Origin of the sequence: Bradyrhizobium sp. CCGUVB4N, from assembly GCF_024199945.1 — a bacterium.
Taxonomy (GTDB): domain Bacteria; phylum Pseudomonadota; class Alphaproteobacteria; order Rhizobiales; family Xanthobacteraceae; genus Bradyrhizobium.
Genome location: NZ_JANADP010000001.1, coordinates 5,855,905 through 5,869,720, shown reverse-complemented (window position 1 = coordinate 5,869,720; position 13,816 = coordinate 5,855,905). Strand labels below are relative to the sequence as shown.

The following is a 13,816-nucleotide window of genomic DNA, read 5'->3' as shown; positions in this document are numbered from 1 at the left end:
TATGTTAACAGTCATCTCGCTGACAAGTTTTTCCACTAAGCCTCGCTGAGGCGCTGATACGTCCAGCGCGCCTCGGGGGAGGTCGAGTAAGGGCATGTATCAGTCTGAATGGGCGCGGGCCGACCTCTCGGCGTGCACCGAGGCGCCAATCCCGGAATTTCGCTCGCGTCTCCCGGTGGCGGATGTGGCTGGCGTGATGCTGCTGCACTGGCAGGAGCACTGCGTCGAATGCGCCGTGCCGCAATGCTATTCGACGTGCCGCCTGTACGTTCCGCGCGGCGATGGGCGTTGTGCGCGATTTGCCTATGGTATCGTTCGTAACACCGCCGCGACTGGCGGGCTCGGCTTCGGCGCCGACATTCGTTTCCGCCGCTGGGCCAAGCTCGAGACCGAACTGACCGGCTGCCTTGTCTCGACCCGGTCACATCAGGTGATCGAGCGGTTCGACGCCGCCGCCAGCGGCGCGGTGAGCGCGGCCCATGCGGCGATCCGGCACATCGATTCGACGCGCAGCGTCTCCCATGACCTCTTGGCCAGGCTGCGCAGCCGGGTGTTGCGCCGGCTGGGCCGGGCCCATGCTCGATACAACGCCTTCGTCATCGAATGCTTTAGTCCGGAAAGTGCGCCGTTTCGCTTGGCGGTCAATTTGCGGGTCGATGATGCGACCATCTTCCGCCATGCCGTCGAGGTGGCGCCGGGACCGAACTTCTTCTCCATTCCTGTCCCGCTTCCGCACGATCTCGCTGAAAGAGAATATTTTCTGACGATTGAGCCTGAAGTCGATCACGAGGTTCGGGTGATCTTCACATGGCTTGACTTCGTCGCCTTGCGCCAGGGTGCGAACCTCCCGGTTGTTGGCGGAGAGGTGCGCGGCCCGGCACGCAAGGTCAAATGCGTCGCCTGGGATCTCGACAACACCCTGTGGCACGGCATCCTCGTCGAGGACGGTGTTGCCAAGCTCAGGCTGCGACCGGAGGCCGCCGCGTTGATCGAGCAGCTCGACGCCCGCGGCATCATTCAGACCGTCGTCAGCAAGAACAATCACGACGACGCCATGACAGTCATCGCCAATTTTGGTTTGAGCGACTATTTCCTCTATCCGGCGATCAATTGGGGCCAGAAGAGCGCCAACCTGCAACAGATCGCCGATCGCCTCAACATCAACATCGACACGTTCGCGCTGATCGACGACTCTCCCTTCGAAAGGCAAGAGGTCGGGACCGCGCTACCGATGGTGCGGGTCTATTCGGAGCAGGGCCTCGAATCCGTGCTTGACCGGCCGGAGTTCGATGTGCCCGTGACGTCGGCCAGCCGCCAGCGGCGGCTGTCCTATCTCACCGAGGTGCACCGCGATCGCGCCCGCGAGGTCTTCGGGGGCGATTATCTCGACTTCCTCCGCTCATGCGCGATAAAACTGCGCATCTTCAAGCCATCGACCGCCGCAGAGACCTTGCGCTGCCTCGAGCTGATCGAGCGCACCAATCAGCTCAACCTTTCCGGCCGGAGTTACGATGCGGAGGCGTTCGACCGGCTGCTCCGCGCTCCCGGCAATCTCTGCCTTGCCATGGAGTGCGAAGACCGCTTCGGCAACTACGGGATCGTCGGGTTTGCCAGCGTCGTCGAAGACGCCGGGCAACCCACGCTGCTGGATTTCGTCATGTCCTGCCGCGTGGCGCAGAAGCGTGTCGAACACAGCGTGTTCGGCTGGTTGGCGCGCCGCGCGCGCGAACGTGGACATCGGAAGCTGCTGGCCGATCTGCGGCCGACGTCCAAGAACAAGCCGCTGCTGAAGGTGTTCGAGGACATGCGCTTCTCGACCGAGAAGGAAGAAGCGGGCAGGGTCCTGCTGGCGCTTGATCTGGCGACTGCCGACCTCGAGGACGGGGCAGTGATTGCTCTGGATGCGAGCGATTTGGCCGGCGACAAAGTCGCTGCATGAGGCGCCTGATCGTCAACGCCGACGATCTCGGGTACGACCGCGTCGTGAACGAGGACATTTTCCGGTTCATCGAAGCCGGGAGCGTGACCTCAGCGACCATTCTGACAAATGGGCCGGCCGTTGAGGCGGCGGTGGCCCGGCTACAGGACTTCCCACGGGCGTCGTTCGGGGTTCACCTCAACGTCACTGAATTTCCGCCATTGACACGGGGTGCCGTGCTCGACGCTTTGTGCGACGAGAGCGGCGCGCTGGCGACAGGCTGGGTCAAGAAGCTGGCGTTGAGCGGAGCAACGAGGGACGCGGTGTTCCAGGAATGGTGCGCGCAGGTCGAGCGCGCTCTCGACCTGCGCGTACCGGTGTCGCATCTCGACTCGCACCATCATGTCCATACCCATCCGGCGCTGTTCGCCGTGTTCAAGCGCGTCCAGCTCCGCTTCAACATTCGCAAGGCGCGCCTGAGGCGCAACATCTTCAACATCGGCCGCCGGCGACCGGCGATACGAGCGGCCACAACGGCGTGGAACGCGGCGTTCACCACGATCGTTCCCACGCAGACGACCAACGCCTTCACCGAATTTGCGACGCTCTATGAGCGGGTCGTCGCCGGGTGCCCCTGGACCGGCACGGTCGAATTGATGTGCCATCCTGGCAGTCCACTGTTTACGGATGAGACGCGTCTGCTCGAGGGTGACTGGAGAGGCGTCCTCGGCCGCGACGTGACCATGATCAGTTATCTTGACCTCTAATTTAGCGCTGGCGGACCAACGTTACCGCACGGCGACATGATGCTAACATGATGCAATGTTAAGTAGAGTGCGTCGTCGCGGACTCTAGAGTCGTACGACGATGCTGGGCGCATCGGTGATCCTCCGTCCGCAAGGTCGAGAAACGGCGGGAGTTTCCGAGTTTTTTATTTCGAGTTGACGGTCGGTCACGCGGACTTGCTGGTCAGTCCGACCTGGACCGATAGCGGAAGGCCATAGACGGAGACGGGCAACGGAAATGGGTGTGGGAATCGCGAACAGCTGAGCTGCATTTTAGAACAGTCATCGAACGTATTCGAACCCATTCCGTCAACGGATCAACAAGAAGCACGGAGCTGGCGATGTCGACCTTGCTGATCCGACTTGGCCTACTGCTTGTGATATCGCTTCTGAGCGCAACCGCCTCAGCCCAGTCACCGATTCCCCTCTCTTATTTCGGAATGCACATTCTAAGCGATTCCAATCCATGGCCGGCGCTGCCAATCGGCTCGCGCCGCATGATAGTCAATGCGAATTGGTGGGACATCAGCGCTGGCCCTGGTCAATACGATTGGACAGCTTTCGATGCCATCGTGGCGAGATCAGCGACGAGTGGTGCCGACGTTGTTTTCGATCTGGGAGGCTTCCCGGCATGGGCATCGTCCAATCCGAGCGCGGGTCCATGTGCATGGGGCTTTAATGGAAATTGTGTGGCGCCCCAGACGCAATATTGGGCAGCCTGGATCTCAGCGGCGGTGACTCATGCCGCCGGCAGGGTGAAATTCTGGGAAATATGGAACGAGCCGAACGACGGCGGCTTTTGGAGGGGCGATATTCCGACGATGGTAGCGTTGGCGCGGCAGGCCTATCAGACGATAAAGAGTATCGATCCAACCGCGAAGGTCTTGACGCCGGCTGTTTATTCCGATCCCACGGGCGGCACGATTGCGACCGACGGCGTCGCGTGGATGATGGAGTTTCTCAGGCAGTGCAGCGTGCCGCCGGCGGGGAGCACGACGGCGCCGCCGTGCGCGGACATTCTAGCCTATCACGGCTATCCGGTGAATTGGGCGGAGCTCGGCGACCAGACGCTCATGAGCCAGCGCACCATCCAGACTGGTGAAGGCAATATCTATCTGGGCGTTATCGATCCGGCGAGCTACCCGCTTCTTGGCGAACAGGCCATCATTGACATCCAGAAATACAAGAACATTGCCTCAACCTACGGCCTCGAAGCCGTGTGGAGCACCGAGGGCGGCCTTGGTGTCTGGCTTAAGAACAACTACGGAATCGACGGACAGCTCCCGTCCTGTCAGGCAGTGGATTGCCTGACGAATCCCATCTATCTGCAAAATCGGCAATTGTCCGCCGAGTATGTTGTCAAGACAACGATGCTGATGCAGGCCGGCGGGCTGGCGCGTTCGTACTGGTATGCCTACGACAATATCGCCCTCGGTTATCTCTGGGGTGGGCAGGGAACGAGCCTCAACGGGACGGGAACAGCCTACGCCTTGCTGGGCCAGTTGGTCGGTACGACGCCGGCCACACCGGTCGCGCGTCAAGCGACCACGAACCGGATCAGCAACCCCTCCGCGAGCGGAGCCATGGTCGGCTCTCCCGGAGCGGCCCCGACGTCCTGGCGGGTCATTGCCGCCGATGGCCTCGCGATTAACGTCGTCAATGTCGCGGGCGACGCTGTCGACTTCCGCATCCAGGGGACGCCGACGACCACGCGTACTTTTGCCCGGATCGAATTCGAAACCCCCGGCACGATCGCGTCCGTGCAGGGCACTCAATGGTTCGGCGGCTTCAACCAGAGCCTGATCGAGGGATCCTACAACAATGTCACGGTCTGGACCGGCCTCGTCGAGTACAATGGCTCTCAGCAACCTATAACCTTCACCAGTGGCCAGAACGCCCCGGCGACGTCGTTGGACTATGCGCTCCAGCACAATCCGATCATGGCGATCACCAAGAGCCCGTATTGCGCGTTCGTGGTGCCGACGGTTGCGTTCGGCTATAGCGCGGGACAGCCGGTCGACGTCACCCTCCGACTGGCCCGGCCGAGCATCGACAATGGCACCACCTGGCAGGGGACCTATACGCGCGCGGACGGATCTTCCGTGATACTGGCCTGGGACTCGAGCGGAAACCCGACGGTTCTTCCGCTCAGTCCGGGCTATAGCCGATACCAGGATGTGTCGGGTAGCATCACTACGATAACCGGCAACCAGGTCACGCTGACAAACTCGCCGATATTCATTCTCAAGCCTTGATTGGTTCGCGCATTTGGCAATCGATAATCGCGCTGCCATAGCGGTATGAAGCTCTCGTCATGGCCGGGCCATCCACGTCTTCGCCAGGCTGTCAGAATGCAAAGACGTCGATGCCCAGGACAAGTCCGTGCATGATGAAAGTCGTCGCACTCACACCGCGACGGGGTTGCGGCCGGTGATCCGTTCGAAAATCCGCCCATCGACTTGAAGGTTTTCGACATATCGCTCGAACGGCACATCGAGCTGGACAACGGAACGATGAATAACGCCACTCTCCGGTTTCACATACTGCAGGGCAGGAAGGCCGGTTGCGACGGTCTTGAACCCGATCTCGAAGCAGTATTGTTTCAAGGGCGAGGAAAAATGCCTGCGCATGCCGAACGGATAGGCGAAGTGGATCACGGGCTCGAGAAGGATGTCTTCCAGGATGGCTTTACTGGTCCTGATCTCGTGCTTCGCCTTCTCCAGGGAAATGGCCGCCAAATTCGGGTGTGTGTGGGTATGCGCGCCGATGACGTGTCCCGCCGCGGCAATGCATTTCAATTCCTCGACAGTCAGCGTCGGCTCGGGCTCCGCGGAAATACTTGAAAAGAACCGTCGGAGCTCGGCTTCGTCAGCGCGGTCACGAAACGAAACGGTATTGACGTAGAAGGTCGCTTTCGCGTCGAGCCGATCGAACATCGGCAGGCAGGCGTACCATGACTGGTAGTTGTCATCGAGCGTCAGCATGATCATCCGGCCTGATCCGGTCAGGAATTCGTTCGGGCCGACGAAGCTGTAGCCGAGGTCGGCAAACCGCCGCATCAGCTGTTCCACGGCCGAGGCCCGTCCGCTCAACGAATGGAGATAAAGCGCCAGCTTGTCCGGAAGAGGCCGGCGCAGGAACGCTCTGTGAAACGCGCCAATAGAAGCGCGGAGCCGCGTTGCAGTATACGTCATGACACAATTCTTATCATTCGAAATCTCGTTTGATTGTGACAGGCAACGAAGCCATAAGCCGCAGCCGATCAAATGTTATTGGTCATCACGTCGTTATAGTTGCTGACTATTCAAAATCGTCGGCCCGGAACACCCGGGCTGCGACGAAGGCCGCTTCGGCGGCCAATGCGCGAGCTGAAATCTGGCGGCTTTGTTAGTTCGACTGTTGGGCAGAATCAATGCCGGGTATCGCGATCTGCAACAACATGGTCACGCCGTATACGAACCGGCTCTTCAATCACATGATCGATTGTCACGGGCTCGATCTCACGGTGATATCGTGTGCCGCCCGGGAGAAGAACCGCCAGTGGTCGGAACGGTACGCCGCACGGTATAACCACATCCTGCTTCGCGGAATCGAGTTCGATCTGCCCGGATCGAGGTCGGCGCATATCAATGTGGGGATGTGGAGCACGCTGTGCCGTCTGTCTCCCGATCTCGTCGCCATCAACGGTGTCTATCCGACGATGCTGGTCGCCGCGGCTTGGAGCCGGGTCCACAGGAAACCGCTGGTGTTTCTGACCGACGGGTGGGCGATCATGATGCCGCAAAGCATCTATCATCGCCTGACGCGACCGGCGGTCGTCGACCGTTGCCGGGCGATCATCTGCGCGAGCGCGAAGGGGAGAGACTTCTTCGTGGAGCAGGGCGCGGACCCGGAGAAGATCTTCGTGGCGAACATCGTTCCGGCCTGGGGCGGACCAGCTGACATTCCGGAATTCGCCCGGCGCCGCTATGACCTGCTGTGGTGCGGACGGGTGAATGACGAGCGAAAGAACTGGCCCTTCTTCGTCAAGCTCGTGCTTGAACTGAAGGGACGCCTGCGGGCCTTGTCGGTGCGCATCATCGCGGATAGCCCGTCGAGGCCCGAGGAGCTCGACCAGCTCTCTGCGGCGGATGTCGCATTCGAATATACTTCGCATGTCCCGCCGGAGGAGATTGCGTCGGTCTTCTCCACCGCGCGCGTGCTCGCCTTGCCGTCGAAGTCGGACGCATGGGGACTGGTCTGCAACGAAGCGATGCAATGCGGCACGCCATGCATCGTCTCTCCATTCGTCGGGGCAGCGGACGAACTCGTGATCGACGACGCCTGCGGTTTGGTGCGCCCGCTCGAGGTCGAGCCGTGGGCGGCCGCGATTTCGCGGCTGGTCGACGATCCCGCGCGCTGGTCGGCGATGTCGCAGGCCGCGATCCAGGCCGCATCGCAATTCAACCTCAATCGATCGGCGCGCAGGTACGTTGACGGGTTGAACTTCGCGGCAGCGGGCCCGCCGCCGGCCGCAAGGAAGCTTGCGTCCGCGACCTGAAGCGGTGCCGATGTCGCCCCTGACTGAGAAAGCCAGGATGAACTATTCCAGGATGTCGACGAGCGAGGACGGACAGGTGGCTGACAGCGTGATATCCGATGCGGCGCCGGCGGGCGCCGACAATGCGACAGCAAATGGTGCCAAAGGAAGCGGTTCCGCGGCGCCGTCGCGCTCGCAACTGGTTCGGATCACCGACGACCTCCTGCCGGCGACCTGCGAATTCCTCCATCACGAATTGAACGGTGATATTTCCGTCGAAGGCTGGAAATCGATGCTCCGCTATCCCTGGCTGCAACCGAATTCGGACTACGGCATAGCGCTGGTTCGTCCGAACGAGGGCGTGGTCGGCGTCCTGATCGTCATCCACTCCGAGCAGATGATTGAGGGCAGGGTGGAGCGGTTCGCCAACCTGGCGCATTGGTGCGTGAAGCCTGCTTACCGAAGGGAAAGCCTGCGTCTCATGAAAGCGATGATGGCGCAGAAGGAGTTGAACCTGACAGGATTTTCTCCGATCAGGGAGGTCGCAAAGATCGTCTGTGGCCTGGGCTGGAAGAAACTCGACGACCATGTCTACTTGCTTCCCAACGTTGGAGTTTCGTTCGCGACACGCAAGCTGCGCGTGCTCACCTCATTCGACGAGATATTCGCGATCGTCGATGAGCGCCACAAGCGCATCATGTCGGATCACGGCAGGGGGAGCCGTGGCCGATTTGTGCTGGTGACGGACGGAAGCCAATGGTGCCTGTCGGTCCATACGATCGAAACGCGCAAGGGCGTTGCGCTCTCGATTCCGATCTATCTCAGCGACTACGGCCACTTTCGTCGATGGATGACGCTGTTTCTGTCGACCTACCGCACACTCGACGGCTGCTGGGCGTCACTCTGCCAGCCGCGTTTTCTACCGAGCCGGCCGATGATCGCGGTCAGGCTGGCCGAGCCGCGCCCTCATGTCTTCAGATCGGCCGGCGCGGCCCCCCCGAGCGTTACCGCGCTGTATTCCGACGCTGTGCTGTGATGGCAGAAAGAGCTCGCTGGGCTGACGCGGACAGTTCGCGACGTCATTAGCGCGCTTGATCAGGCGGCGCGAGCCCTTTCGATCGCGCGTTGATAGATACCGATCAGGCTGTCGTAGCCGCGGTCTTCGCTGCACATGAGAATATAGGCCTGACGCGCGGACCGGCCCCATTGCGCCAATTGACCGGGATCGTCGATCGCTTCGTTCATGGCGTGCACCCATCCGTCGATGTCGTCGGTCGCGATCAATCGTCCGGTCTTGCGGTCCTCCACGATTTCTGCGAGCGCGCCGATCCTGCTGGCGATGACCGGGGTGGAGCACGCCATCGCTTCGGCGACGATCATCGGGAATCCTTCATAACAGCGCGACGGAACGAGGACCGCGCTCGCGCTCCGCAGTCTGCTCGCCACCTCCTCGCGGGCGATGCGTCCGGCAAAGGTGACATTCGGGGGAGCGATCGACCGCAAGCGATCCGTTTCTGGGCCGTCGCCCACGATCTCGACGTCGCCACGCACCTTTGCGGCTGCCTTCACAACGATATCGGCGCCTTTTTCCTCGCTCAACCGGCCGATATAGACCAGGCGCCCGTCGCGTAATGGCAGTCCAGGCCCGATATCCGGCGCGAAGTTGGGGCGCACGACGATCTGGTCCTCCGTGAAACCATCGGCGAGAAATCGCGACCTTGCGAACTGCGTCATGGTCAGGACCGTGATGCGGGCGCGATGGCGATCCAGGACTCGCCGGAACACGTGACCCATATAGGCTGCAGCAGCCGAGCCGATGGCGGATCCCCGATAACACCTCCACCGGACCGCTGGCCATCGGTTGCGGCCGACACAGGATTCGCACGGCTGTCCGTCGCGCATGAGGATTCCGCCGGGGCAAATCGTACGAAAGTTATGTAGCGTCTGCACCACCGGGATGCCTTCGCGTGCAATCACGTCCAATCCGCCCGGCGACACGAGGGGGAAGAAGTTGTGCACATGCACGACATCAGGACGAGACGTCGAAATCATGTCGCCCAGGCGGGCAGCCGAGGTGCCGTTCCGTCCAACCTGCAGCGTCACCCTGATGCGGTCGCCGGTGTTCCTGATCTCCGAATTGTCAAAGAACGCGGTCTGCACGTCGTGGCCGCGCTGTCTGAGAAGATTGATCTCCTGGTTGACGACCGTGTCCTCGCCGCCGGCCTCCTGATAGGTGTTGTGAATGACCAGAATCTTCAAAGCCAACCTCGATCGCGCAATGTCCCGATGCGGTCGCGTGAGCCGCGCTGCGGTCGCGGCGCGCTAAACGTGATGGAGCTTCTTCGGGGTTTGAGATTGCCGGAACCGAATTGCGATCGTCTCGAAGAGGGACAGAAATACGAATATCGGGGCGATCACGAGATAGCGTCTCCAAAGACGCCGGGGCTCCGTCACCAGACGATGAAGCCATTCTAGGCCATTGTTCCGCATCCAGAGCGGCGCGCGCGGCGTATTTCCGGACAGAAAATTGAACGCCGCTCCGACACCGATCATGATCGCACCGGGAATCGCTCCTGTGTGCTGGGACATCCAAATCTCTTGTTTCGGGCAGCCAAGCCCAATCCACACGATGTTGGGTTTCGATGCGTTGATGCGCTCGATCAGTTCGTTGTCCTCGTCATCTGTGAGCGGCCGGAACGGCGGCGATTCGGTGCCACAGATCGTGAGCCGGGGATTGAGTGTCGTTAGCGTCTGGGCCAGCCGATCAGGAACGCCCTTCGCGCCGCCCAGCAGAAAATGGCTCCAATCCCCGGGAGACAGACGACAAAGCTCCTGCATGAAATCGGGGCCGGGGACACGACCGATCGATTTCACACCGCGCGACCATGCGGTCCAAACCAGAGGTGTACCATCCGCGATGACGAGGTCGGCGCCTTTCAGGGCGCGGCTGAGAGCCGGATTCCACCGAGAGAGCATGATGCTATGCACATCGGTAACGCAAATGTAACGGCTCTTCTTCTCCTGGATCCACTCGCGGACAATCGCTGTCGCGGATGCCATGTCAACGACGCTCACTGGAGCTCCGACAATCCAGAAGCGCTCGGTCACCCGGTCATTGGGGCGATCTGCTAATTCGGCGATGGCTGTCCCCGCGGGGACCATTCCGACGACAGGTGCGTATTGGTCGGACACAACAGACATGACGTCGGCTCTCCCTCCGATACGCGAAACGACCGGATTTTTGCTTCTGCGGCGCCGCAGGATTGGGCGCTGATTTTTGGCGGCGTGTTTCGCGGGGCTATTGCGGTTTGATCTTGTCGTCGCGCCACGCGATCGGCGTTTCGGCGCGCAATTTGTCGACAAGCTCCACCTGGGCCTTGCGCCGAACGACGTTCTCAACCTGTTCGCGTACGGCAGCGAATTCGTTGGGCTTGCGAGTCCGCTCGTCTTCGATCTTGATGATGTGCCATCCGAACTCGGTCTTTATCGGCTTCGAAACGCCGCCCTTGCCGAGGGTGAATGCAACGTCAGCGTACTCCTTGCCCATCTGGGCCGCCGAGAGCCAACCCAGGTCTCCACCGTTCTTCTTTTCATTTTCGGCGTCGGTCATATCTCGGGCGACCGCGGCGAAATCTTCTTTGGCGACGCGTTCGAGAGCGCTCTTTGCTTTCGCTTCCGCGGCTGCAATCGCCGCCTCGTCGTTGGGGTTGGAGAACTTGAAGATGATCGCGCAGATATGAAGCTCGCGTTCGGGTTTTGTATTCCGGATCGCGTCATCGTAGAATTTGCGAACATCCGCATCGGTCACGTTATCCGCCGTGACCTGCAACATCCGGTTCATCAGCGCCTTGTTCCGGGTGTAGGCCATGCGTCTTTGCAGATCGGCCTCGTTGACCAGGCCCTTATCCTTGGCGGCTTTGGAAAGGATGACGAGGTCATGGAGATAGGTCGCGATATAGAGGCGCTTGCTCTCCTCATCGAGGCCGGCAAGCATCTTGCCCATATCTTCCTCGGCCAACTGGATATCGCTCTGGTGAAGCTCGGTCGCTCCGACGACGCCGACGACGGGGTCGCTCGCCGGTGTCTGCGCGAAACTCGACGTGCAGGCGATCGCCAAAGAGCCCAACAGAACTATCGTCGAGAGGGCTGTCGTCGAAGCTGCTGTGCGACGCCGCCCGGCTGCCGCAATCGGCGCAATCGGAGAAAGACGCGGTAGACCTATCATTTGAACAATCCTGATCTCTGCAAGCCCAACATCTCGCGCGGTTCGCATACCCGGGGCCCCAAGACGAAAGCCGCTCGATCGGAGCGGTTGGGCACAGCTCGGAGTTATGCGAAGGAAGATGTTATCGGTGTAGGTATGTTGTGTTATTAACGTTATGATGAATGAGGTGAGACGAAGCAATGACGTCTCACAGGCGCGATGCGGTGAGCTCGTGCGGGAAATGCTCGAATGAGAGCGTCGGCCGGCTTCGATGCAGCGCATCGCACGGTCAATGGAGCAGCCCGCCGGGTTGAATTTATCAGCCGCGCCGCAGCGATCGGTTGTCGCGAGAGGCCGACAAATTCGCCCCAATTCTTGCGGGTCCGTCTGCGATTTCAGCGCTTTTAGGCCGGACGTTGGTGCTGTGCGCGGCGTAGCATCCTCTCAAGCGAACATCAGAACGTGCGCGCTCGAGGGGCTGTGCCAGCGCTGTCGTCGCTCGCTTGAATGCATGGTTTGCGCGAGCCACACCGATAGATGTTCGGGCTTGTTCTTCGGTGGACCGCATCCTTATCCACAGATCATTGGTGGGATGATATCGCCGCAATGTTAGTTCACATAATTAATATCAAAGCTTCACTCGCGGCATTTATGAGTGCCCCGCGCAATTGGCGAGGTGCCGTTGCGGCAAACTGAACCCAACTGGAGTTGGAAAATGAAAAAGAGTCTTGTCCTGGCGTCGGTTGCCTTGGGGGCGATGTTCGCCGCCGATGCAGCCAGCGCGCAAACGGTCATCCGGGGCGGCGGCGCTACTTTCCCTTCAATCGCCTATCGCAATCTGTTCGATTGCGCGACCTTCCAGCCCTTCGGCCCCAGCTTCAGCACCCCCGCTGGCGTGACGCAGCCGCTCTCGGCTTCGTGCGTCGGCATTGGCCCGAACTTCCCGCATGATGCGTATCTCTTCCTGTACGCGCCGGTTGGTTCGGGCGCCGGCAAGGCCGGTTTCGTGGCTCACACCGCCAGCCCCGGCGGCAGCAACAACTGGACTGCCAAGGTGTCGGGCAACGTCCCGTACGCCGACAACACGTTTGCTCCCACCTGGCCGTATGCCAGCATCCAGTTCGCTGGCTCGGACGACCTTCTGCTCCCGAGCGACGTCTCGGCCTACAACACGAACAACGGACCTGCCAATTGGGGCAACATCCTGTTCATGCCGGCCGTCATCGGCCCGGTGGCTATCTCGATCAACCCGACCAAGGACGGCAGCAACAACGCGTGGGCCGTGCCTGCCAACACCATCAAGCTGTCGCGCAAGTCGGTCTGCGGCATCTTCTCCGGCCACATCACGAAGTGGGATAACGCCTCGATCACCGCGGACAACGGCACCACCGTCGGCACCGGTCAGATCACTGTCGTTCACCGTACGGACGGCAGCGGCACCAACTTCCTGACGACGAACGCGCTGGCCAACCAGTGCCGGTCCGTGTTCGGAACGAACAACGAGTCCGACTCGACGCTGGTGCTGTACTCGTTCCCCTGGACCGACAACGGTGTTGCGGTCGCCCAGTGCCCGGCGCTGCCGGCTGTTGGTGCGAACAAGAACAACTGGCCCGATTCAGGCGTCAACGACCAGTGCGGCCACGCGATTTCCAACCCGGGTGGTGGCGTGTTCAATGGCCAGAACGGCAACGGCGGCGTTGCGAGCACTGTGAAGTCCGTCAACGGTGCGATCGGGTACAACACGGCCGACCAGGTGCAGCCGATCGTTGCCTCTGGTCCGCAGGTCGCCATGCTGCAGTCGCAGTATGACATCGACAACTCGACCGGCCTGTATCATCTCCCGACCGCTGCCGGTGCTCAGGCAGCCATGGCTGCGGTGACCCCGGTGTTTGATGACACCAGCCGTTCGAACCCGCTGAACTGGGCGGCTCAAGGTACGGTTCCGAACCCGGCGCTGCCGGGCTCCTACCCGATCGCGGGCTTCTCGTGGTTCCTGTTCTACCAGTGCTACGCCGGCGCGGATGTGGCTGCGGTCATCCCGCAGTATCTCAACTTCCACTACGCGAACGCGCTGTCGGCGAGCGTCCTTGCCGACAACGGCATGGCGGTTCCCCCGGCTCCCTGGGTCAACGAGATCCAGAAGCTGATCACCACGACTTCGCCGTTCGGCCACACCGGCGACGGCGGCGTCTGCAACGCCAAGTCGGGCGCCTGATACGACGCTCCGTCTCGTCTGGCGAGACCTGTGTGCACCCGGGAAACCGGGTGCACATTTTTTTTGGCGCCGAAAGGATGCGCGCGGGTTCCCGATCCACAGGTGGTGAATTGCCGGCAACACATCAAAACTGACACATCAATGTTGCTTAACATTGTGTAAACGTTAGCGTAAC

General features: G+C 60.9%; 10 protein-coding genes. 6 read left to right on the top strand and 4 right to left on the bottom strand.

Annotation, left to right across the window (positions count from 1 at the left end; all coding sequences use genetic code 11):
• Nucleotides 1–94: 94 nt before the first annotated feature.
• The 3 genes from NLM31_RS27165 to NLM31_RS27155 all read left to right on the top strand — a co-directional run bounded on the left by NLM31_RS27165 (nucleotide 95) and on the right by NLM31_RS27155 (nucleotide 4,958).
• Nucleotides 95–1,939 carry an HAD family hydrolase gene (locus tag NLM31_RS27165; RefSeq protein ID WP_254194240.1) on the top strand — a complete coding sequence of 615 codons (1,845 nt, stop codon included), beginning with the start codon at nucleotides 95–97 and terminating at the stop codon, nucleotides 1,937–1,939.
• Nucleotides 1,936–2,685 (top strand): carbohydrate deacetylase, encoded by a 750-nt coding sequence (locus NLM31_RS27160; RefSeq protein ID WP_254132244.1) that lies wholly within the window; start codon nucleotides 1,936–1,938, stop codon nucleotides 2,683–2,685. The genes NLM31_RS27165 and NLM31_RS27160 overlap by 4 nt, the downstream gene beginning before the upstream one ends.
• A gap of 359 nt (nucleotides 2,686–3,044) precedes the next feature.
• Complete coding sequence (locus NLM31_RS27155; RefSeq protein ID WP_254194239.1) at nucleotides 3,045–4,958, top strand: hypothetical protein; 1,914 nt, start codon at nucleotides 3,045–3,047, stop codon at nucleotides 4,956–4,958.
• A gap of 150 nt (nucleotides 4,959–5,108) precedes the next feature.
• On the opposite strand, the gene NLM31_RS27150 is transcribed toward NLM31_RS27155, so the two are convergent.
• The gene (locus NLM31_RS27150; RefSeq protein WP_254194238.1) at nucleotides 5,109–5,897 is read right to left on the bottom strand and encodes a polysaccharide deacetylase family protein; all 789 of its coding nucleotides are present in this window, start codon (nucleotides 5,895–5,897) and stop codon (nucleotides 5,109–5,111) included.
• Between the two features lie 218 nt (nucleotides 5,898–6,115).
• On the opposite strand from NLM31_RS27150, the gene NLM31_RS27145 reads away from it, so the two are divergent.
• Together NLM31_RS27145 and NLM31_RS27140 are read left to right on the top strand one after the other, a co-directional pair.
• Entirely contained in the window at nucleotides 6,116–7,243 is a 1,128-nt protein-coding gene (locus NLM31_RS27145; protein WP_254132241.1) for a glycosyltransferase family 4 protein, read from the top strand.
• A 76-nt stretch (nucleotides 7,244–7,319) separates the two neighbouring features.
• On the top strand, nucleotides 7,320–8,258 hold the full coding sequence (locus NLM31_RS27140; RefSeq protein WP_254194237.1) for a hypothetical protein: 939 nt from the start codon (nucleotides 7,320–7,322) through the stop codon (nucleotides 8,256–8,258).
• Between the two features lie 59 nt (nucleotides 8,259–8,317).
• Here NLM31_RS27140 and NLM31_RS27135 read toward each other — a convergent pair whose 3' ends face one another.
• The 3 genes from NLM31_RS27135 to NLM31_RS27125 all read right to left on the bottom strand — a co-directional run bounded on the left by NLM31_RS27135 (nucleotide 8,318) and on the right by NLM31_RS27125 (nucleotide 11,447).
• Nucleotides 8,318–9,481 (bottom strand): glycosyltransferase family 4 protein, encoded by a 1,164-nt coding sequence (locus NLM31_RS27135; protein WP_256561723.1) that lies wholly within the window; start codon nucleotides 9,479–9,481, stop codon nucleotides 8,318–8,320.
• Nucleotides 9,482–9,544: 63 nt separating this feature from the next.
• A complete protein-coding gene (locus NLM31_RS27130) occupies nucleotides 9,545–10,423 on the bottom strand; it encodes a WecB/TagA/CpsF family glycosyltransferase (protein WP_254194236.1) in 879 nt (292 codons plus the stop codon).
• A 97-nt stretch (nucleotides 10,424–10,520) separates the two neighbouring features.
• A complete protein-coding gene (locus NLM31_RS27125; protein ID WP_254194235.1) occupies nucleotides 10,521–11,447 on the bottom strand; it encodes a peptidylprolyl isomerase in 927 nt (308 codons plus the stop codon).
• Between the two features lie 694 nt (nucleotides 11,448–12,141).
• Here NLM31_RS27125 and NLM31_RS27120 point away from each other — a divergent pair.
• Entirely contained in the window at nucleotides 12,142–13,641 is a 1,500-nt protein-coding gene (locus NLM31_RS27120) for a substrate-binding domain-containing protein (RefSeq protein WP_254132237.1), read from the top strand.
• The last annotated feature ends 175 nt before the right edge of the window (nucleotides 13,642–13,816 follow it).